Below are 21400 nucleotides of genomic sequence, written 5' to 3'. Positions count from 1 at the left end.
ATTCAGACTATTCAGACGCTGTTTTTATTGAGTCTGAACGGAGCGCCCGATGGCCGACTACGACTACGACCTCTTCGTCATCGGCGCCGGCTCCGGCGGGGTCCGCGCCGCGCGTCTGACCGCCCTGGGCGGCAAGAAGGTCGCGGTGGCCGAGGAATACCGGGTCGGCGGCACCTGCGTGATCCGTGGCTGCGTGCCCAAGAAGTTCATGGTCATGGCCTCAGAGGTCAGCCACGCGCTGGAGATCGCCGAGGGCTACGGCTGGTCCTTCGACAACGCCCGGTTCGACTGGCCGACCTTCCTGGAGGCCAAGGACGTCGAGATCGCGCGCCTGTCCGGCATCTATGCCGCCAACCTCGGCAAGGCGGGTGTCGAACTGGTCCACGGCCGCGCCGTTCTGAAGGACGCCCATACGGTCGAGATCATCGGCAAGAACCAGACCTTCACCGCCGAAAAAATCCTGGTGGCAACCGGCGGTCGTCCGTGGAAGCCGGAAAACCTGCCCGGCATCGAACACGCCATCACATCGGAAGAAGCCTTCCACCTGCCCGAACTGCCCAAACGCATTCTGATCGCGGGCGGCGGCTATATCGCGGTGGAGTTCGCGGGGATCTTCGCCGGCCTGGGCGTCGAGACGACCCTGATCTACCGGGGCCCCAACATCCTGCGCGGCTTCGACGACGATGTGCGCGCCCACCTGGCTGGCGAGATCGAGAAGCGCGGGATCAAGGTCGTCCTGGGCTGCCAGCACGAGAAGATCGAGAAGACCGCCACGGGCCTGGTCAACCACCTCGAGAACGGGATGAAGCTGGAGACCGACGTGGTCATGTTCGCGACAGGCCGCATCCCCCACGTCAAGGACCTCGGCCTGGAGGCGGCCGGGGTCGAGTTGAACGACGAGGGCGCGATCAAGGTCGATCCCTATTCCAAAACGACGGCCGACAATATCTGGGCTATCGGCGACGTGACCGACCGGATGAACCTGACCCCCGTCGCCATCCGCGAGGCCGCCGCCTTCCACCAGACCGTCTATCGCGACAATCCCCAGCATTTCGACTACGAGGCTGTCGCCACCGCCGTCTTCAGCCAGCCGCCTGTGGGCATCGTCGGCCTGACGGAATCCGAGGCGCGTCGGTCTTGCTCCGCCGGGGTCGATGTCTATGTGACCCGTTTCCGGCCGATGAAATACGCCTTCACCGGATCGGAGGAGCGCGTCCTGATGAAACTGGTGGTCGACGCCGAAAGCCAAAGGGTCGTCGGCGTGCACATCGTCGGGCCCGACAGTCCGGAAATGATCCAGCTCGCCGCCATCGCCGTGAAGGCCGGCCTGACCAAGGCCCAATGGGACGCGACCTGCGCGGTCCACCCGACCATGGCCGAGGAACTGGTCACGATGAGAGAAAAGCAGTCGGGCGCGACCTCGGCGGGGTGACGGCGGGCGTCTTTGACCGGCCGGACATCTGTCTAATAGTGCGTTTTCACAGGGGCTTGCGGCGACTTGCTGATAGTGTGAGGCCGCTCCCGGAACCGTTCGATCAGATCCAGCCGCGCGCCGTCTGGAACCGGCGTGGCGCTGGGGCCGTCATTTCGGAACAGCATCAACTGGGTGTCGCCGACCCCGGTAATCGGCCAGTCCGGCCGCCCCACCCCATTGGGGTCGCCGGACCGCGAGAAGGCGGTCCAGTAGCCCATCATGGCCGCCGAGGCCGCGACATCCGCCTCCCGGACCGGATAGGGCAGAAGCGGCAAGGTTCCGAACACATAGGGGCGCTCGATGGCGTGGGTCGCCCCGCCGTGCGGTTCGGGATTGTCTGGCGACGAAATGTCGAACCGGTACAGATAGGCTGGGTGTCCCGCCGCCGTGTGCAGCCGCGCCAGCCGCCGCGCCGGCTCCGAGAAGACGGCGTCGGTGATGAAGCCCCGGTCGAAACCCGCCTCCCCGCCATAGGCCGCCGTGATCGAGGCCCGCTCCAGCCAGGTCAGGTCGTCGTCAATCATGCCGTAGCCGTTGCGATCCGTCGGCTTCATCCACCAGAACTCGGCGCTGTTGGTCCCGATGACCATCGGCACGGGCGCCTGCCGCCCGGCCCGGAACGTCGCCTCGACAGTCGCGGGGACGATCTTGCCGTCGATCAGGCTCAGGTCGCCATTGGCGAAGACCGGCGCCGGGGTCAGCAGCAGTTCGACCGGGGCGGCGCGTAGATCCGCCGCCGTCACCAGATTGTGGCCATGCGCCCAGACCTCGCCCCGTTCGCGCGCCGACGGCAGGTCATAGGCGCCGCGCCGGTCCAGCGGGGTCTGCAGCTCGCGCCCCAGGCCCGACTGCACAATGGCGCGGTCGAACAGGCCCCGCGCGGGCGGTGCGATCATCATCCGCGTGACGATGGCCCCGCCCGCCGATTCGCCGAAGATCGTCACATTGGCCGGATCGCCGCCGAAGGCCGCGATGTTCGCCCTGACCCACTGCAGGGCCGCGATGACGTCCATCAGACCATAGTTGCCCGCCGCCTCGTCCGCCGGCCGTTCCGCCGCCAAGGCCGGGTGGTCGAAGAAGCCCAGCCGTCCCAGCCGATAGTTCAGCGTCACCACGACCATGCCCTGCCGGGCCAGATGGGATCCGTCGTACAGGGCCGCCGTGCCCGATCCATTGACCAGGCCGCCGCCGTGAATCCACACCATGACCGGGGCCGGCGACGCGACGTCCGTCGGCCGCCACACGTTCAGGTTCAGGCAGTCCTCGCTCATCGGCAAGGGCCCCACGCCGGGGTCGCCCTGCGGCGTGGCCTGGATGCAGATCGGCCCATAGGTGGAGGCGTCGCGCTGCCCTTCCCAGGTCGGGGCCGCGCCCGGCGGCCGCCAGCGCAATTCCGCCACCGGCGGGGCCGCATAGGGAATGTTCTTGAACGCGGCGACCGTGTCGTCGGCCCGCCCGGCCAGCACGCCCTGGGCCAGCTGGACGACCGGCTGTCCGGGGGGCGGCTGGTCTGTCGGTTGAGCCATCATGAGAGAGAGGGTGGCCAAGGCGCCGGCAAATGTCATGTCCCGTCCTTAGCAAATTCTCCTGACACGCCAATGACGATCAGGTGAAAGGCGAATTATGGGTACGGTGGCGAACTCTTTGCCTCCTCGGGCGTTCGGCACCGGTTGGGCTGGGGTGTAGATTGACAGTACAAGTGAAACCGGGTGCTTCCGTGGTCGACTTGGCGACGGCCTTCAAGGCGTCGCCAAATCCTTATCTGCTGCTTACGCCGGATCTGCGCATCGCCGAGGTCAATCAGGCCTATGTCGAGGTCACAGGCGCGCGCCGCGAGGACGTCCTGGGCCGTCCCCTGTTCACGACCTTCGACGCCGGCCCCGGCGAGGATGCGCCCGAAAACGTGCGTCAGGTCCGGGCGTCCCTGGAAAAGGCGCGCGACACCCGTCAGCGGGACCACCTCGCCGTCGTGCGATACGCCATGCCGCGCAAATTGTCTGACGGCCAGGAGGTGTTCGAGGAGCGAATCTGGAGTGCGACCCATACGCCAATCCTGAACGCTGATGGCGAGGTCGTGCTGCTTCTTCAGCACACTATGGACATCACTGACCTGTCGCCGACGATCCGCACCGATGAACCGACAACCGCCCTGGACGCCCTGGTCGGCGGGTCGGTCCTGCGGCGAGCCCAGTCAGTTCAGGAGGACAATCGTCGCCTGGAGAGCGAGCGCAACCGTCTGGTCGAGATGTTCATGCAGGCGCCGGGGTTCGTAGCCATCCTGACCGGACGCAACCACTGTTTCCAGATGCACAACGACGCCTACAGCCAGTTGATCGGCCATCGTGACATCGCGGGCAAGCCCGTGCGCGAAGCCCTGCCGGAACTGGTCGGCCAGGGCTATTACGAGTTTCTGGACGCCGTCTTCGAAACGGGCGAACCCTATGAGGGGCGCGAAAGTCTGGCGAGACTGCAACGCACTCCCGGCGGCGCACTGGAGACTCTCTATCTCAACTTCATCTATCAGCCGGTCCGTGACGAGGCGGGCGCAGTGGTCGGCATCTTCGTCCAGGGCCATGACGTCACGGACAACGTCCTGGCGGCCCAGCGCCAGAAGCTGATGATCGACGAGTTGAACCATCGGGTGAAGAACACCCTCGCCACGGTTCAGTCGATCGCCATCCAGACCGCCCGTTCCCACATCGACCCCGCCACCTTCGCCGCCACCTTCCAGTCCCGGATCCTGGCCCTGTCCCACACCCACGACCTGTTGACGCGAACCCACTGGGAAGGCGCGGATCTGCGGGCGATCCTGGAACACGAGACCGAAGCCTTCGGTCCGACCCGGATCAATCTCAACGGTCCAGCGACCGCTTTGCCCCCCGCCACAGCCCTGTCCCTGGGCATGATTTTCCATGAGCTTGCAACGAACGCCGCCAAATACGGCGCCCTCTCCACGCCGGATGGGCGTGTTCTGATCGACTGGAGTTTGGCGGATCAGCGCGACCGCAAGCTGAAGCTGATCTGGCGCGAAATGGATGGGCCGAAAGTTACGCAACCGGACAGAAGAGGCTTCGGTAGCCGATTGATTGAACGAAACATTCGCCATGATCTGGCGGGGGAGATCGATCTGGTCTACGCCAGCGATGGATTGATTGCGGAACTGACGGTTCCACTCGACAGGACACCCGCCCCATGACCCAACCGCTGAACGGCCGCCGCGTACTTGTGGTGGAAGACGAATCCCTCGTCGCCATGTTGCTAGAGACCATCCTCGAGGACATGGAGTGCATTCCTGTTGGGCCAGCATCCAACATCGACGATGGTGAAGCCATGGCGCGCGACACCGTCGATCTCGACGCCGCCCTGCTGGACGTCAATGTCGCCGGCCGCCAGGTCTTCCCGGTCGCCGAGGCGCTGAAGGCGCGCGGCGTACCCTTCGTCTTCTCCACCGGCTACGGCGAAGGTGGATTGCCGGAAGAGTGGCGCGGCGCCACCACCATTCAGAAACCCTTCACCGAGGCCGCCGTTCGAGACGCCCTGATGAAGGTCATGGGCGTCGCTCAGGTTTAGGCGGCCAAGTCGGGGGTAAAGCTTCTCTAGGCTCTTACGCCGTTTTTCCAGCGGCCGTGCAGCATGGGCTTGCCCAGCCAATAGGCCAGCTCTGCGGGGCGTTGGATATCCCAGGCAGCAAGGTCGGCGACCCTGCCGACCGCCAGGGTTCCAATCTCGTCTTGCAGGCCCAGGGCCCATGCGGCTTCCCGCGTCGCGCCCGCCAGGGCTTCTTCCGGGGTCAGGCGAAACTGGACACAGGCCAGGTTCAGGGCGTCGGTCATGGACGCGACGGGAGAAGTGCCGGGATTGCAGTCGGTCGCGACGGCCATGCGAACGCCATGGGCGCGTAACAGAGCCACCGGAGGCGCCTGAGTTTCGCGCAGCATCAGGAAGGCGCCGGGCAGCAGAACCGCCGTCACCCCTGCCCGCGCCATGGCTTTGATCCCATCTTCCGTCGCATGTTCTATGTGATCGGCCGACACGGCGCCGTAACGCGCCGCCAAAGCCGCGCCGCCCCCGTTCGACAGCTGATCGGCGTGCAGCTTGACCGGCAGGCCCAGGGTGCGGGCCTTGTCGAACAGGCGCTCCACCTCCTCGATCGAGAAGGCGATAGGCTCGCAATAGGCGTCCACGGCGTCCGCCAGCCCCTCGGCCTGTGCGGCCGGCAGAATGTGATCGACGGCCAGATCGACATAGGCGGCGCGGTCCGCCCGGTGCTCGGGCGGAACGGCGTGCAGACCCAGATAGGTGGTGCGCACGCGAACCCCGCCTTCCCGGCCGATGCGGCGGGCGACCCGCAACATCTTCAATTCGCTGTCCTGATCCAGTCCATAGCCCGACTTGATCTCGACCGTGGTTACGCCCGTGGCCTTGAGCCCTTGCAGCCGGTCCATGGCGGAGGCGAACAGTTCGTCCTCCGACGCCGCGCGCGTGGCCTTGACCGAAGCGACGATCCCGCCGCCGGCGCGGGTGATATCCTCATAGCTGGCCCCGCCCAGCCTCTGTTCGAATTCGCCCGAGCGGTCCCCGCCGAAGACCAGATGCGTGTGACAGTCGATCAGTCCCGGCGTGAGCCAGCGTCCGCCCAGCCGCTCCGTCTCGACCGCCTCCACGGACGGCAAATCCGCGCGCGGTCCGATCCAGGCGATGCGGCCGTCGGTGATGACCACGGCGGCGTCGAGGATGGCGCCATAGGCGGTTCCGCCTGGGACCATGGTGGCGGCGTGACAGTCGATCAGTAGGCGGTCGGCCTTCATCGGCTCGGATCCTTAGCGTGGGCGGAAGAGAACAGGGCCACCAGATCAAAGCGATCCCCTGGAAACACCTGACGTACCCGCGTGACGCCCTGGCCGTCGCGCCAGGTTCGTCTTTCGACGGACAGACAGGCTGCGCCGGGCTTGATCTGTAATAGACGCGCCGTCAGGGCGTCGGCTTCCACGGCGCCGATCCGGTTCTCGGCCTCGGTCCAGGGTTCATAGTCCAGAAGCCAGGTTCCAGGCGGAGTGGATTGAAAGTTTACCTTTATCGCTTGAGGCGCAACCGCCAGAGCAATCAGCCGATGCTCCAGGGCCAGCGGAACTGAATCCGCACTATGCAGACAGGTCAAGGCCAGCAGCGGACCGCCGGCGGCGAGTTCGATTTCGGCGCCGCCGTCCGGACCGCGTTGCTTCTGGTCCAGCAGCCTGTAGCCATAGGCCTGGCCCCGCTCCATCACCTCGGCCCGCAGATCGGGGATGGCCAGGAAGGCGGCATGGGCCTTGGGCTGGGCGACGAAGCTGCCGGCGCGACGACGCCGTGTGACCAGCCCCCTGCCCGCCAGTTCCGACAGGGCTTTTGAAACTGTGGCGCGCGAACAGCCGTATTGAGCGGTCAATTCGTGTTCAAAAGGGATACGCGCACCCGGCGAAAGCTCGCCCGAGAGGATGCGACCTTCGAGATCCGCGTAGATTCTGCGATGCAGCGGATCCGGCGTCATCCCAGCACCGTGTCCAAGGCCTTGCGGTACCGTGTCTCGATGGCGTCGCGCGCCACATGCCGCCCGTCCCGCACCACCTGCCGTCCCGCTCGCCAGACCGAGGCGACGGCGCCGGCTGTCGCACCGAAGATCCAGCTGTCCAGCAGGGCGTCGCCCGAACGGCCATGGAAACCGACGCCGCGCGTATCCAGGCAAACAAGATCGGCCGATCCGCCGATGACCAGTTCCTCTGCCGCGCCGCCGGCCTGACGCCCGCCCGCCAGCGCGCGTTCGAACAGGGCGCGGCCTGTCGAGCGATCGGCATCCGCCATGACTGATCGACCCCTCAAGGCCAGCCGCTGGCTGTACTCCAGCATCCGCAGTTCCTCGGCCACGCCAATCTGCACATTGGAGTCCGTCCCGATGCCGAACCGCCCGCCCGCCCGCGCATAGGCGGCGGCCGGAAAGACGCCGTCGCCCAGATTGGCCTCCGTGATCGGGCACAGGCCGACGACCGCGCCCCGTTCGATCACGCCCCGCCACTCCGCCTCGGTCACATGGGTCGAGTGGATCAGACACCAGCGCGGATCAACCGGGGCGTTGGCGAGCAGCCATTCCACCGGTCGGGCGCCGGACCAGGCCAGACAGTCTTCGACCTCCTTGGTCTGTTCGGCCACATGGATATGGATGGGCCCATCGCCCGACAGAGCGGGCATGGCGGCCAGTTCAACCGGGCTGACGGCCCGCAGGCTGTGCGGCGCGACACCGATAACAGCGTCCGCCATGTCTGCGGTTAGGACGCGGCAACGGTCGGTCAGATCCGCGAACCCATCCAGATCGGTGATGAACCGTCTCTGCCCCTGGGTCGGCGCCAGGCCGCCAAATCCGGCGTGGGCGTAGAAGACCGGCAGCAAGGTCAGGGCGATGCCCGTCGTCTTTGCCGCCGCGACAATCCGGGCCGCGATCTCTCCGCAGTCGGCATAGGCCGCGCCGGACGGGGCGTTGTGAAGATAGTGGAACTCGGCGACGCGGGTGAAGCCGCCCTCCAGCATTTCAGCGAAGGCCAGGGCGGTGATGGCCTCGATCTCTTCGGGCCCGCCCCGATCAAGGAAGCGGTACATCAGGTCACGCCAGGACCAGAAATCATCATCGCCGTGTTGGCCCTGGGGCCCACGCGCCTCGGTCAGCCCGGCCATGGCGCGCTGGAAGGCGTGGCTGTGGACATTGACGACGCCCGGCAAGGCCACGCCGTCTCCTTCGTCCGCGGGTCCGCGGGATACGCCGGTCTCGAGGCTTGAAATCCGACCCCTCGCAATGCCGATCCGCACATCCCGCGCCCAGCCGTCCGGCAAGAGGGCGGCCTCGAACCAGAGGGTGCGATCCACAGGCTGCGACTCAAGGCTCACTGGACAGGTCCGTCTTGTTGCGATCAATATGTCTAGACATACCACGACGGATCGATTTGGCGAGGGAGGCCGAGATGACGCGTGACTGGCTGACCGTCCATGAAGGCTCGGGGCCGCTGGTGATCGGCTTGCCGCACACGGGGACCGAAATCCCGGACGCCCTGATGGCGCGGCTTCGATCCCCCTGGCTGGCGCGCAAGGACGCCGACTGGTGGGTGGATCGGCTCTATGATTTCGCCGTCGATCTGGATGCAACCCTGGTTCGCACCTCAATTTCGCGCAGCGTCATCGACGTGAACCGCGATCCATCCGGCGTGTCCCTGTATCCCGGCATGACCACCACGGGCCTCTGCCCGGTCGAGACCTTCGACGGCGAGCCCCTGTATCGGGCCGGCGAAGCGCCCGATGCGGCCGAGATCGCAGAGCGTCGCGCGACCTGGTTTGATCCCTATCATGCCCAGCTGAAGGCCCAGATCGACCGGCTGCGCGCCCGTGGCCCCGTCGTCCTCTATGACGCCCATTCGATCCGTTCTGTCGTCCCGCGGCTGTTCGCCGGCGAACTGCCCCAGTTCAATATCGGCGACAACGACGGGACCACCTGCGCCCCCGAACTGACCCAAGCCGTCGAGGCCGCCTGCGCGATCAGCGGCTCCAGCCTGATCGTCAACGGCCGGTTCAAGGGCGGCTGGACCACGCGTCACTACGGCCGGCCCCACGCCGGCGTTCACGCTATCCAGATGGAACTGGCGGACCGGGGATACATGGGCGACCCAGCGAGCCTTTTGTCGCCCGACAATTGGCCCAGTCCCTATGAGCCGGAGCGGGCCGAGGCGATGCGTCGAAACCTGCACCGCGTCCTGACCGCCTGTATCGCCTTCGCCGAGAGCCAGACATGAACCAGCCCAACGCTCGCGTCATCCGAAGCCCGCGCGGATCGGAAAGGACGGCCAAGACCTGGGCGGCCGAGGCGGCCATGCGAATGTTGATGAACAATCTTGATCCCGAAGTGGCTGAACGGCCTCAGGATCTTGTCGTCTATGGCGGCATCGGCAAGGCGGCGCGCAATTGGGCCGCCTTCGACAGGATCGTGGAGACCCTGAAAACGCTGGAGGCCGACGAGACCCTGCTGGTCCAGTCTGGCAAGCCGGTCGGGGTGTTCCGCACCCATGCCGATGCGCCCCGGGTCTTGATCGCCAACTCCAACCTCGTGCCCAAATGGGCGACCTGGGAGCATTTCTCGGAGCTCGATCGCAAGGGCTTGATGATGTACGGCCAGATGACGGCCGGATCCTGGATCTACATCGGCACCCAGGGCATCGTGCAGGGCACGTATGAGACCTTCATGGAGGCGGGCCGCCAGCATTACGGCGGTGACTGGTCCGGAAAATGGATTGTGACGGCAGGCCTGGGCGGCATGGGCGGGGCACAGACCTTGGCCGCGACCATGGCGGGGGCGTCCTGCCTGGCGGTGGAATGCCAGCAAAGCCGGATCGAGATGCGTCTGAAGACACGCTATCTTGATGTGGCGGCCCAGAGCCTGGACGAAGCCCTGGCCCTGATCGAAGACGCAAATCGGACTGGAAAACCCATATCTGTCGGCCTGTTGGGAAACGCCGCCGACATCTTGCCTGAAATGGTCAAACGCGGCGTGCGCCCGGATCTGGTGACGGACCAGACCAGCGCGCATGACCTGGTGAACGGCTATCTGCCGGCCGGCTGGACCGTCGCCGAGTGGGAAGACAAGCGGGTCAGCGAACCGGCCTCGGTCGCGGCGGCCGCCCGCCCCTCCATCGTGGCCCACGTCCGCGCCATGCTCGACTTTCAGTCGGCCGGGGTTCCTGTCGTCGACTATGGCAACAATATCCGTCAGGTCGCCTTTGACGAAGGGGTGACGAACGCGTTCGACTTTCCCGGCTTCGTCCCCGCCTATATCCGCCCCCTGTTCTGCCGCGGGATCGGACCGTTCCGATGGGCGGCCCTGACCGGTGATCCGGACGACATTCGCAAGACCGATGCGGTGATGAAGCGGCTGTTCCCGGACAACGCAGGTCTGCATCGCTGGCTCGACATGGCCGGAGAACGTATAGCCTTCCAAGGACTTCCGGCGAGAATCTGCTGGATCGGATTGGGAGACCGCCACCGGGCGGGCCTGATGTTCAACGACATGGTGGCGTCCGGTGAATTGTCGGGACCGATCGTGATCGGCCGGGATCATCTCGACTCGGGCTCTGTCGCCAGCCCGAACCGTGAGACCGAGGCCATGATGGACGGATCGGACGCCGTTTCGGACTGGCCCCTGCTCAACGCGCTTCTGAACACCGCCTCGGGCGCCAGCTGGGTCTCGCTGCACCACGGCGGCGGGGTCGGCATGGGCTATTCCCAGCATTCGGGCGTCGTGATCGTCGCCGACGGCACGCCGGAAGCGGCGCAGCGGCTGGAGCGGGTCTTGTGGAATGATCCGGCGACGGGCGTCATGCGCCATGCGGACGCCGGTTACGACATCGCCCGCGCGGCGGCCCGCGAACACGGCCTGAACCTCCCCAGCCTGAAGGCCTGATCTCCATGACGACCCTGACCCTCGGCCGTTCGCCCCTGACCCTGGCCCAATTGCGCCGCGTCCTAGACAGCCCCGTGACGGTCGCCGTGGCGCCGGAAGCCTGGAGTGACGTGGAAAAGAGCGCCGCGACCATCGCCGCCATCGTGGCCGAAGGCCGCACCGTCTATGGGGTCAACACCGGGTTCGGCCTGCTGGCCAACACCTCCATCGCGCCCGCCGACCTGGAGACCTTGCAGCGGAACCTGGTGCTCAGTCATGCGTGCGGGGTCGGTCCCCTGCTGCCGGACAGCGTGACGCGGCTGCTGATGGTACTGAAGATCGCCTCCCTGTGCCGAGGCGCCTCAGGTATTCGGCGCGAGACGCTCGAAGCCCTGATCGCCCTCGTCAACGCCGACATCCTGCCCTGTATCCCGTCCAAGGGCTCGGTCGGGGCCTCGGGCGATCTGGCTCCTCTGGCCCATATGAGCTGCGTCCTGATCGGGGTCGGCGAGGCCCGGCAAAAGGGCGAGACTTTGGAAGCCGAGTCCGCGCTTGAGCGGGCCGGGCTCAAGCCTCTGGTCCTGGGACCGAAGGAGGGGCTGGCGCTGCTGAACGGGACGCAGTGTTCGACCGCCCTGGCCCTGGCGGGTCTGTTCGCAGCCGAGGCGGTCTTCGCCGCCGGCGTGGCGGCGGGGGCCCTGTCGGTCGACGCCCTGAAGGGATCGGACGCGCCGTTCGACGCCCGCATCCACGCCCTTCGGGGGCAACCCGGTCAGATCGCCGTGGCCGCACGGCTCAGAACCCTGATGGCGGGTTCGGCCATCCGCGACAGCCACCGCGACGACTGCGCCAAGGTGCAGGACCCCTATTCGCTGCGCTGTCAGCCTCAGGTCATGGGGGCGGTGCTGGACGTCCTGGCCACGGCGGCCGCCACGCTGGAACGTGAAGCCAACGCCGTGACCGACAATCCTCTGGTCTTCATTGAGGACGGAGATGTCATATCAGGTGGAAACTTCCACGCTGAACCTGTTGCTTTTGCTGCTGATCAGATCGCCATGGCCCTGTGCGAGATCGGCAATATCTCCGAACGCCGGACCGCCATCCTGGTCGATCCGAAAATGAGCGAACTGCCGGCCTTCCTGGTCAAGGAAAGCGGCCTGAACTCGGGTTTCATGATCGCCCAGGTCACGGCGGCGGCCCTGGTCGCCGAAAACCGGATGGTGGCCCATCCCTGCAGCGTGGACACGGTTCCCACCAGCGCCAATCAGGAAGACCATGTCTCGATGGCGACCCACGGCGCGAGGCGGCTGCTGGACATGGCCGAGAATACGGCGACCGTGGTGGGAATCGAGTTGCTGGCGGCGGCCCAAGGGCTGGAATTCCATCGCCCCTTGACCAGTTCGCCCCTGCTGGAACAGGTCGTCACCGTCGTGCGTGAAGCGGCCGCGCCCTACGCCAGCGACCACTATTTCGCGCCGGATATCGCCAGGGCGACCGACGGCGTGCGCGCGGGACGGTATCGCCTCTTCGCGCACGACCTGCTGCCGTCCGCATAGGTCGCTGACCTCTATTCGTCCAGCGGCTGAAGCGGCGCCCGGCGCAGGGCTGAAAGATTAGCGGAATTCGTGCAGAAGCAGACGGTTCTCAACTGGCGCATGACCAGTTGGAAATGGGCGACCACCGCCTCCGTGGACACCATCGCCGCCGACAGGACGCCGGCGGCCTGGCCTGCGAGGTCGGCCCCAAGGCGGATCGCGCGCGCGACGTCCAGACCGTCGCGCACGCCGCCCGAACCGATCACGACCGCGTCCGGACAGGCCCGGCGCACCTCGACGATGGCCCGCGCCGTCGGCATGCCCCAGTCGCCAAAGGCGGCGGCGTGGGCCCTGTCGGCCGGATCCGTCGCCCGCTCGCCCTCGATGAGCGCCCAGTTCGAACCGCCCGCGCCGGCGATATCCACAGCGGCGGCGCCCATGTCGATCAGGCGGCGCGCGGTTCGGCCCGACAGGCCGGCCCCGGTCTCCTTGACCACCACAGGAACCTCGATCCTGCGGATCAAAGCCTCCAGTGCGGCGCCGACGCCCCACCAGTCGCGATCGCCTTCGGGCTGACAGGCTTCCTGAAGCGGGTTCAGGTGCACGACCAGGGCATCCGCACCGATCATCTCGATCACCCGCCGCGCCTCGTCCAGACCGAACCCCCGCGTCAGTTGCGCCGCGCCGATATTGGCCAGGATGGGAGTGTCGGGCGCCCGGTGACGCAGCCCCCTGTCCAGACCGCCGCTGGTCCCCTCTTCCAGAGCCGTGCGTTGCGACCCGACCGCCAGTGCGATTCCCAGGTGCTGGGCCGCCTCGGCCAGACGGGCGTTCACGGCCTCGGCCCGCGCCGGACCGCCCGTCATGGCGCTGATCAGCAGGGGCGCCTTCAATCGGCGTCCCAGGAAGTCGGCGCCCAGGTCGATCTTGTCATGATCCAGATCGGGCAGAGCCTCATGCGCGAACCGGATCGCGTCGAACCCGGCGTCGCGGGCGTGCCGACCGCGCCCGGACAGCACCACGTCGAGGTGCTGATCCTTGCGGCCTGGAGCGCCGGGCGAAATAGCGTCGGTCATTCGGCTCGCCTTAGGACCGGATCGTGGCTCGGATGGGGCGGTCAGGGCTGGCGTTCGAAGGTCAGGGCATAGGCGCCCGTCTCATTCGGGCCCAACGACCGGGCTCGGACGACGAACCAGCCGTCTTCCGGCGCGGTCCAGTCCAGCTTGGCGTGGGTGTCCGAAAGACTGTCGTCATCCGTGGCCAGGCTGGTGAAGTCCTCGCCATCCTCGCCCAGGTCGATGAAGGCGTCGAAGGCGTTGGAGACCAGGGTGATCCGCAGTTTCTCGTCCTTCTTCGCCTGGAACCTATAGGCGTCATAATAGGCGCCCCCATCGATCAGTGCGTCGGACAGGCTCAGCGTGCCGCGCGCCGTCGCGCCGACCAGAATACTGCCGGGCTTGGGCTCGGGGCCGCGATCGATCAACTCCAGCGAATAAAGGCCCTTCTCCTCGTTCGACAGGGGGGAGGCCCGCAGGATGTAGCCGCCGGACGACGGAAGGGTGAAGTTCAGTCGCGAATCCGTGCCTTCGCCCAGGCCGTCGTCATCGCTCGACAGAGCGGAAAACTCGCCCTCGGCGCCGCTGATCTCAAGATAGGCGTCGAAATCGCCGGATCGCAGAACGGCCTGGACGCGCTGGCCTTCCTGGCCCGTGAACGCATAGGCGTCATAGTGTTTGCCCTCGTCGCTCTGGGGCTTTTCGGGCGTGATCTCGCCTTCCACGGTCTGGCCGAAGGTGATCGCAGACGGCGCAGGGGGCGGGGCGACTTCGCTGATCTTGAGGGTGAAACGGCCTTCGCCGTCATCGTCCAGGGCGCGCGCCTCGATCACATAGTCGCCGGCAGTCTCCAACGTCTGGACGATGCGTGAGTCCGTGCCCGAACCGGCACCGTCGTCGTCCTGATCCAGGACCGAATTATCCGACGCCTTACGCAGGGTCAGATAGGTGTCGAAATCCTTCGACGACATCTCGATGGCGACGCGCTGGCCCGCCTCGGCCGTGAACCGATAGAATTCGGTGCGCTGACCGTCGTCATTCCGTCCCGTCTCATCGTTCAGGCTCGCATCCAGGCTGTCGCCGATGGCGATGGGCTTGGCCGGCGGCGCAGGCGGCGCTTCCGCCAGACCCAGGGTGTAGGCGCCCTCCCCGTCCCTCAGGGCGGTCGCGCGAATCACATAATCCCCAGCGGTCGGTGCGCCGAAGACCAGGCGCGAGTTCAGTCCGTCGTCGGGTCCATCGTCGTTCTGAGCCAGTTCGACGAAGTCGGCCCCGCTCATCCGGCCGACGCGGACCAATGGATCGAAGGCCTCGGATTCCAGGGTGACGATCACTCTCTGACCTGTAGACGCGCGGAAGCTGTAGGCGTCGTAACGGCCGCCGTCTTCCTGCTCCGGGTCCCGGTCCGTCAGCGCCCCGGCCCGCTCGTCGCCGACACGAAGGCCGACCGGACGCGGCGCGCGCGGGGGGGCGGGACGTTCACGCAGGGACAGGCTGTAGTCCCCGCCTTCCAGGCCGGCCAGGGTGCGGGCGCGCAACACGTAGGTCCCGCTGGTTTCCGGCGTGAAGCGCAGCCGTGCGTCCGTGCCTTCGCCCAAGCCGTCGTCATCTTCGGCCAGCGGTTCATCGCCGCCTTCGGCATAGACGGCCAGATAGGCGTCGAAAGCGTCGGACCGCAGCACAGCCTCCAGCCTCTGGCCCGCACGCGCTTCGAATCGGTAGGCGTCATAACGATAGGCGTCGTCGCCGGTCGTGGCCGCGTCCGTCTCGGTCAATGCGCCATCCACCGCAGCCCCGATGCGCAGGCCCTGAACGTCCTGAGCCAAGGCGGGCGAGGCGGCCCAGACGAGGGCAAGGGCGCTGGCGGCGGCGACGAGGGACGAACGCTTCATCAAGAACACTCCGGAGTTTGTCGCGGATCATAGACGCCGAACCATGACGGCTGTAAATCGCCGCATCCTCATTCCCCCGGAGTCTTCCCCATGTCAGCCGAGCCCGCACGCGCGACCCTGATCGACGGCAAGGCCTTTTCGGTCGACCTGGTGGACCGCGTCGCCGCCGCCGCCGCGCGTCTGGAAGCCAGCCAGGGCGTCAAGCCGGGCCTGGCCGTCGTCATCGTCGGGGAAGACCCCGCCAGCCAGATTTACGTCCGAAACAAGGGCGAAACGACCCTGCGCGCGGGCATGCGGTCCGATACGCACCGCCTGGCTGACACGACCACTCAGGATGAACTTCTGGCCCTGATCGCCCAGTTGAACGCCGACGCCGGCATTCACGGCATACTGGTGCAGTTGCCCCTGCCGAAACACATCGACTCGTCGGTCGTTCTCGACGCCATCGATCCCGACAAGGATGTGGACGGTTTCCATGTCGTCAACGCGGGACGCCTTGCGGTCGGCCTGCCGGGCCTGGTGCCCTGCACCCCCCTGGGCAGTCTGATGTTGCTGAAGGATCAGCTGGGCGATCTGACTGGTCTGAACGCCGTCATCGTCGGCCGATCCAACATCGTCGGCAAGCCGATGGCGCAGCTGTTGTTGGCTGAGAACTGCACCGTCACCATCGCCCATTCCAAGACGCGCGACCTGCCTGCCCTCTGCCGCACCGCCGACATCCTGGTCGCCGCCGTCGGCCGGTCCGAGATGATCAAGGGCGATTGGATCAAGCCGGGCGCGACCGTGATCGACGTCGGCATCAACCGCGTTCCCTCGGCCGACCCGGTCAAGGCGGCGGAGGGAAGGACCCGCGTCGTAGGCGACGTCGCTTTCAGGGAAGCGGTCCAGATCGCCGGGCGCATCACACCCGTCCCCGGCGGCGTCGGCCCCATGACCATCGCATGCCTGCTGGCCAACACCTATTCGGCGGCCTGTCGCTTGATCGGCGTCGAACCGGAGCCATTGGACGCTTGAAGCGTTGCGGTCCTGAGGCGATAGTCGCCGCACCGGCGCAATCGCCGACAGGGGAATATCCATGGCTCGTCCAACCGCTCGCGCTCTGGCTTTGACCGCAGCGCTCGTCGCGGCGCCCGCCGTCACCGGCTGCGGGTACAACACCATCCCGACCAAGCAGGAACGGGCCGAGGCGGCCTGGGCCGACGTCCAGGCCCAGTACCAGCGTCGCGCCGACCTGGTGCCCAATCTGGTCGCCACGGTCCAGGGCGCGGCGATCCAGGAACGCACCACCCTGACGGACGTGATCAACGCCCGCGCCCGCGCCACTTCGGTCAATGTCTCGGCCGCCGATCTCAGCAATCCGCAGGCCTTCCAGCAGTATCAGCAGGCCCAGGGCCAGCTGTCCGGCGCCCTGTCGCGGCTGCTGGTCTCGGTCGAGGCCTATCCCCAGCTTCAGGCCAATCAGAATTTCCTGACCCTGCAGTCCCAGCTGGAAGGCACCGAAAACCGGATCACCATCGCGCGCCGCGACTACAATGAGGCCGTGCGCGACTACAACACCACCCTGCGCACCTTCCCGAACGTGATCTGGGCCAAGACGGTGCATAGCGGGTCGCAGCCGATGCAGTTGTTCACCGCCACGGCGGAGGCCCAGTCGGCGCCCCAGGTGAACTTCAATCTCGGCGGCGCTCCAGCCGCCGCTCCGGGCGGAACAGCGGCCCCGGTCGCCCCGGGTTCGACCCCGCCGGCGCAGTGACCGCCCTCACCGTTCGGACACGGCGTCCAGCGGGCGTCGTGACGGCTCTGTTCGGCCTGATGGCCGTTCTGCTGTTCGCCCTGCCGGCGACGGCGCAGACGAAGCTCGACTTCCCGCCCCCGTCCGGGCGGGTGGTTGATCAGGCCGATCTGCTGGACGCCGCGACCGAACAGGCGCTGACGGAGAAGCTGGCCGCGCTTGAGGCCAAATCCAGCGATCAGTTGGTCGTGGTCACGGTCCGCAGCCTGCAGGACCAGGAGATTGAGGACTACGGCTATCAGCTTGGCCGCGCCTGGGGCATCGGACAGAAGGAAGGCGACAACGGCGCCCTGCTGATCGTCGCCCCGACCGAACGCAAGGTGCGGATCGAAGTCGGGTACGGGCTTGAGCCGATCCTGACCGACGCCTTCTCGTCCATGGTCATCCGCGACGACATCCTGCCGGCCTTCCGCGACGGCGACTATCAGACAGGCGTCGTCAGGGGCGTGGACGCCCTGATCACCCAGCTGGAGCTGGATCCGGCCGAGGCCCAGGCGCGGGCGGCGGCCGCGGCGACCGAACCAGAGGGCGCGGGCGGCGCGGTGATCCTGCCTGTCGTCATCATCGGCGTGATCTTCATCATCTTTTTGGTCGGCGTGATCGGTTCGGGCGGACGCGGGCGTCGTCATCGTCGCGACGGCGTCACCCCCATACTGATCTGGGCGGCGTCCGAGGCTTTGAGAAACGCCGGTCGAGGGGGCGGCGGGGGCGGTTTCGGCGGCGGCGGCGGCGGATTTGGCGGCGGCGGCGGAAGCTTCGGCGGCGGCGGAGCTTCGGGAGGATGGTGATGCGGTTTACCGAAGACGACCGGGCGCGGGTCGCCGACGCCATCGCCTCGGCCGAACGCGGCACCTCGGGCGAGATCTTCTGCGTCGTCGCGCGCGGGGTCTCGTCTTACGCGGATGTCAGCCTGGCCTGGGCGGCCGCCGCGGCCCTGCTGGCGCCGACTGCGCTCATCCCGCTGGGCTTCACCCTGTCCTGGCCGGTCGGAGACGGTTGGGAAGCCGCCCACGTTTCGGCCCAGGCCGTCGGCGTCGGTCAAGCCTTGGCCTTCTACGCCCTGGTCCAGGCGGTGATCTTCGTCGCGGTCTTCCTGCTGACCCGCATCCCGCCGGTCCTGCGTTGGGTCACGCCGCGCGGTCTTCGTGGGGCCCGTGTGCGCAAGGCGGCCCTGCAACAGTTCCTGGCGCACGGCGTCCACGTCACGCGCGAGCGAACCGGGGTGTTGATCTTCGCCGCTCTGAAAGAACATCAGGTCGAACTGATCGCCGACGAACTGATCCACCATAAGGTCGACGAAGGGGTGTGGGCCGACGCCGTCGCCGCCCTGACCCGTCAACTGAAGACCGGCCGACCGGTCGCCGGCTTCGAGGCGGCCATCGACCAGTGCGGCCGGGTCCTGGCGGCCCATTTCCCGCCCCGCGCCGACAATCCCAATGAACTGCCGGATCATCTGGTCCTGCTTTGATCGTCGCACAGGGGTCGCAATCGGCGGCCAAAAGGCCTAGCCGTCCGCTGGATTCGGACATGTCCCCGGGAAACCATGCCCCGCCTTCTGACCTATAACGTCCATCGCTGCGTCGGGACGGACAAGCGTCTGGATGTCGATCGCATCGTCGCGGTGATCGGCGAACACGAAGCCGACATCGTCTGCCTTCAGGAGCTGGACGTGGGCCGGGCCCGCACCGGCAAGGTCGATCAGGCCGAAGCCATCGCCAAGGGCTTGGCCATGACCTCGCGGTTCCATCCGGCCATGAGGGTCGAGGCCGAACTGTATGGCGACGCCATCCTGACGCCGCACCCGGAGATGCTGATCCGCGCCGACGCCCTGCCGACGGTGCGCGGCATCCCCGGCCTGGAGCCGCGCGGCGCCATCTGGTCCGAGATTCAGATCGGCGGCGTCGCGGTCAATATCCTGACCACCCATCTGGGCTTGGTCCCGCGTGAACAACGCCTGCAGGCGGCGGCCCTGGCGGGCGCCGGCTGGTTGGCCGGCTGCACCGGCCCCACCCTGCTGGCAGGCGACTTCAACGCCACTTCGATCACCCGGCCCTACCAGACACTGGCGCGCCGATTGGGTGATTGTCAGCGCCTTTTGAACCTGAAACCCTCGGTCAAGACCTTCCCCTCGGGCTTCCCCGCGATCCGCATCGACCATTGTTTCGTCAGCCCGGAAATCCGCATCACCGGCGTCAAGGCGGACTTCTCGCCCCTGGCTCGGGTCGCCTCGGATCACCTGCCGCTGATCATCGATTTCGAGATCGTCCAGCCATCCCGCTAGGACGCGGCCCCTAGCCGGGGGCCTGGCCGCCTTCCGACGCGGGCCGCGTGCGGTGTGAGCGGTTCAGCCTTTTCCAAGGCCGCCAGGCGTCGGTCGATGAGGTGGGGTCGCCCAGTTGCCATTCGGCGAAGATCCGCTGGATCCGCGTCGGCGGATCCGAACCCAAGGACTTGAGCCGGTCGCTGCCGAAACTGCAGATGGCCGCGCCCGTCGACCCCAGCACCCCCTCCAAGGCCGCAAAATCCTGAGCTGGGACGCCGATCCAGTGACCGATGGTGCGATGGCGATGATGGACGATGACCGCGCGGCCGGCCGCATCGGTCGGCTCTACGGCGACGTCGCATTCGGTGTCCAGCCCCATCGACCGGTTGTTCAGATTGGACGATCCGATCCGCAACAGCCGATCATCGATGATCGACACCTTGGCGTGAACGATGATGCGGTCGCCCTCCGCCGTCAAAGGCGCGAAGGCGAAGAACCGATTGTATTTGTCGGCCCGTTCCAACCGATACAGAACCTCGGCGCGGGCCGTGTCCATGGTCATGCTGTCGAACCAGCTGGGGCTCTTGCCTGTCGAAACCAGCACCACTTCCGGACCGTCCACCTCGGCCAGACGTTCGGCCAGGGCGGCGGCGATGATCGGCGAAGTGAAATACTGGTTCTCGAAATAGATCAGCCGCTTCGCCCGCCGGATCGACTCCAGATACAGGGCCTCGTTCTCGCGCACCTCGTGGCGGCCGCTCCACTTGGGTTCGGTGCGGGCGATGCCGACCGGCGCCTCGGTCATCTGCACCGGCACGCCGTCAGGCCAGGGATCGCTCTCGACCTCGTCCGGCACGGTCCGTTCCCAGGTCGCCTTGAACCAGCGTTCGCGCGCCAGATCGCCCAGAGCGCGCGCGGCCGGCCCATCCATCACGCACATCACCTCATGCCGGGCCTTGCAGATCACGCCATTGGGCAGGGCGCGACGCGGATCTCCGTCCAGATGTTCGACGGAATCCCAACGATCCGTCGAGATGTCGCCCCCGCCGCAGAAGGCGACGCGGTCGTCAATAACGATGACCTTCTGGTGGTGACAGGCCCCGATTGGGCCAGGCGCGTCCATGCGGAACTCGACCATCCGCTTGCGGAACCAGCGCTGGGCGCGGTGGGGATAAAAGCCCTGGGACGCCGCAATCAGCAAAGGCGACTTCCAGATCAGCAGCCGGACGTCCAGGTCCGGCTTGCGCTTCACCAGCATGCGCAACTGGTGGCCGATCTCATGCTGTCTTTCGCCGGGCCGGGTCTCCGGATCCAGGTGGGTGCGAGGGTCGAACTGCCAACCCAGGACGACGATCGACCGTTCAGCTTTCTGGAGGGCCGAGGACAGCGCGTCGAAATAGGTTTCGTTCTCCATCAAAATGGAAAACCTGTGCGCGATCTCGCTGCGCCAGACGCCCGCTCCGGGGGTCAGCAGACTGCCGTCATAGCTGTCGCCGTCTTGGGTCATTCAGCCTGCCTGCCCGATTCGCATGACACCGCGATGCGGACGCCCTCCTCTTCTCCGTTTCATGCACGCCACGCCCGGTCAATCTTTACGCGGCGGGATTGTGACGTTCGCCAAACAGGCGCATAAAACAATCGGCCATGGGGGCTGTTGGAGACACCGTCTATGCAGGCGCTGGTGCAACTGATCGCTGGCTTCATGGCATTGCTGGCGGCTGCCGTACTGTCGCAGTTCGGCGTTGACGTCCATTCGCCCCAGCCTGCGGAACGTGAAGTCCATCGCAGCGCAGACTGCCGTCCGGACAAGTCCGCCGCCTTCAGCGCAGATACCAGGCGCGATTGCTGATCGCGAACAGTCCACGTCTGTTGAATCTGTACGGCTTGGACCTTGGGTTTTGACCCGCTAGGGTCGAATCGGCGCGTTCTCGCGCGCCACGC

At 66.7% G+C, this 21400-nt stretch carries 19 protein-coding genes; 12 read left to right on the top strand and 7 right to left on the bottom strand.

Going from position 1 to position 21400, the window contains the following annotated elements; translation table 11 throughout:
* The first annotated feature begins 49 nt into the window (after positions 1–49).
* Positions 50–1432, top strand: a complete 1383-nt coding sequence (gene gor / locus GGR11_RS03125) for a glutathione-disulfide reductase (protein WP_183195357.1) — start codon at positions 50–52, stop codon at positions 1430–1432.
* 32 nt (positions 1433–1464) lie between these two features.
* Here the strand turns inward: gor and GGR11_RS03120 are convergent, their stop codons facing one another.
* Positions 1465–3039: a carboxylesterase/lipase family protein gene (locus GGR11_RS03120; protein WP_246331509.1), complete on the bottom strand. Its 1575-nt coding sequence runs from the start codon at positions 3037–3039 to the stop codon at positions 1465–1467.
* Between the two features lie 134 nt (positions 3040–3173).
* Between GGR11_RS03120 and GGR11_RS03115 the strand changes: the two genes are divergently transcribed.
* Both GGR11_RS03115 and GGR11_RS03110 read left to right on the top strand, forming a co-directional pair.
* The gene (locus GGR11_RS03115; protein WP_287926763.1) at positions 3174–4670 is read left to right on the top strand and encodes a sensor histidine kinase; all 1497 of its coding nucleotides are present in this window, start codon (positions 3174–3176) and stop codon (positions 4668–4670) included.
* Positions 4667–5044 (top strand): response regulator, encoded by a 378-nt coding sequence (locus GGR11_RS03110; protein ID WP_183195356.1) that lies wholly within the window; start codon positions 4667–4669, stop codon positions 5042–5044. The genes GGR11_RS03115 and GGR11_RS03110 overlap by 4 nt, the downstream gene beginning before the upstream one ends.
* A gap of 26 nt (positions 5045–5070) precedes the next feature.
* Here GGR11_RS03110 and hutI read toward each other — a convergent pair whose 3' ends face one another.
* Genes hutI through GGR11_RS03095 form a run of 3 tightly spaced genes read right to left on the bottom strand, consistent with a single transcriptional unit; the run spans position 5071 to position 8386 of the window.
* Positions 5071–6282 carry an imidazolonepropionase gene (hutI, locus tag GGR11_RS03105; RefSeq protein WP_183195355.1) on the bottom strand — a complete coding sequence of 404 codons (1212 nt, stop codon included), beginning with the start codon at positions 6280–6282 and terminating at the stop codon, positions 5071–5073.
* Positions 6279–7001 (bottom strand): histidine utilization transcriptional repressor HutC, encoded by a 723-nt coding sequence (gene hutC, locus GGR11_RS03100; RefSeq protein ID WP_183195354.1) that lies wholly within the window; start codon positions 6999–7001, stop codon positions 6279–6281. The genes hutI and hutC overlap by 4 nt, the downstream gene beginning before the upstream one ends.
* A complete protein-coding gene (locus GGR11_RS03095) occupies positions 6998–8386 on the bottom strand; it encodes a formimidoylglutamate deiminase (protein ID WP_343051061.1) in 1389 nt (462 codons plus the stop codon). Before GGR11_RS03095 ends, hutC begins: the two co-directional genes overlap by 4 nt.
* A gap of 74 nt (positions 8387–8460) precedes the next feature.
* Here GGR11_RS03095 and hutG point away from each other — a divergent pair, with 74 nt between their 5' ends.
* Genes hutG through hutH form a run of 3 tightly spaced genes read left to right on the top strand, consistent with a single transcriptional unit; the run spans position 8461 to position 12478 of the window.
* Positions 8461–9282: an N-formylglutamate deformylase gene (gene hutG, locus GGR11_RS03090; RefSeq protein ID WP_183195353.1), complete on the top strand. Its 822-nt coding sequence runs from the start codon at positions 8461–8463 to the stop codon at positions 9280–9282.
* Entirely contained in the window at positions 9279–10943 is a 1665-nt protein-coding gene (gene hutU, locus GGR11_RS03085) for a urocanate hydratase (RefSeq protein WP_183195352.1), read from the top strand. The genes hutG and hutU overlap by 4 nt, the downstream gene beginning before the upstream one ends.
* A 5-nt stretch (positions 10944–10948) precedes the next feature.
* Entirely contained in the window at positions 10949–12478 is a 1530-nt protein-coding gene (gene hutH / locus GGR11_RS03080) for a histidine ammonia-lyase (protein WP_183195351.1), read from the top strand.
* A gap of 11 nt (positions 12479–12489) precedes the next feature.
* On the opposite strand, the gene fni is transcribed toward hutH, so the two are convergent.
* A complete protein-coding gene (gene fni / locus GGR11_RS03075; protein ID WP_183195350.1) occupies positions 12490–13533 on the bottom strand; it encodes a type 2 isopentenyl-diphosphate Delta-isomerase in 1044 nt (347 codons plus the stop codon).
* Between the two features lie 41 nt (positions 13534–13574).
* Positions 13575–15404 (bottom strand): PPC domain-containing protein, encoded by a 1830-nt coding sequence (locus tag GGR11_RS03070; RefSeq protein ID WP_221205074.1) that lies wholly within the window; start codon positions 15402–15404, stop codon positions 13575–13577.
* A 90-nt stretch (positions 15405–15494) separates the two neighbouring features.
* Between GGR11_RS03070 and GGR11_RS03065 the strand changes: the two genes are divergently transcribed.
* The 5 genes from GGR11_RS03065 (at position 15495) to GGR11_RS03045 (ending at position 19477) form a co-directional block, all read left to right on the top strand.
* On the top strand, positions 15495–16418 hold the full coding sequence (locus tag GGR11_RS03065) for a bifunctional methylenetetrahydrofolate dehydrogenase/methenyltetrahydrofolate cyclohydrolase (RefSeq protein ID WP_183195348.1): 924 nt from the start codon (positions 15495–15497) through the stop codon (positions 16416–16418).
* 61 nt (positions 16419–16479) lie between these two features.
* The gene (locus tag GGR11_RS03060) at positions 16480–17157 is read left to right on the top strand and encodes a LemA family protein (RefSeq protein ID WP_183195347.1); all 678 of its coding nucleotides are present in this window, start codon (positions 16480–16482) and stop codon (positions 17155–17157) included.
* 38 nt (positions 17158–17195) lie between these two features.
* Positions 17196–17984 carry a TPM domain-containing protein gene (locus tag GGR11_RS03055; RefSeq protein ID WP_425485657.1) on the top strand — a complete coding sequence of 263 codons (789 nt, stop codon included), beginning with the start codon at positions 17196–17198 and terminating at the stop codon, positions 17982–17984.
* Entirely contained in the window at positions 17984–18664 is a 681-nt protein-coding gene (locus GGR11_RS03050; protein ID WP_246331507.1) for a TPM domain-containing protein, read from the top strand. The genes GGR11_RS03055 and GGR11_RS03050 overlap by 1 nt, the downstream gene beginning before the upstream one ends.
* A gap of 75 nt (positions 18665–18739) precedes the next feature.
* Complete coding sequence (locus tag GGR11_RS03045) at positions 18740–19477, top strand: endonuclease/exonuclease/phosphatase family protein (RefSeq protein ID WP_183195344.1); 738 nt, start codon at positions 18740–18742, stop codon at positions 19475–19477.
* A 10-nt stretch (positions 19478–19487) separates the two neighbouring features.
* On the opposite strand, the gene GGR11_RS03040 is transcribed toward GGR11_RS03045, so the two are convergent.
* The gene (locus GGR11_RS03040) at positions 19488–20966 is read right to left on the bottom strand and encodes a phospholipase D-like domain-containing protein (RefSeq protein WP_183195343.1); all 1479 of its coding nucleotides are present in this window, start codon (positions 20964–20966) and stop codon (positions 19488–19490) included.
* 162 nt (positions 20967–21128) lie between these two features.
* Here GGR11_RS03040 and GGR11_RS03035 point away from each other — a divergent pair, with 162 nt between their 5' ends.
* Positions 21129–21308, top strand: coding sequence for a hypothetical protein (locus GGR11_RS03035; protein ID WP_183195342.1), 180 nt, complete (start codon positions 21129–21131; stop codon positions 21306–21308).
* Positions 21309–21400: the final 92 nt, after the last annotated feature.

The sequence above is a fragment of the Brevundimonas mediterranea genome (assembly GCF_014196125.1).
Taxonomy (GTDB): domain Bacteria; phylum Pseudomonadota; class Alphaproteobacteria; order Caulobacterales; family Caulobacteraceae; genus Brevundimonas; species Brevundimonas mediterranea.
This window is presented reverse-complemented; position numbering and strand designations above follow the sequence as displayed.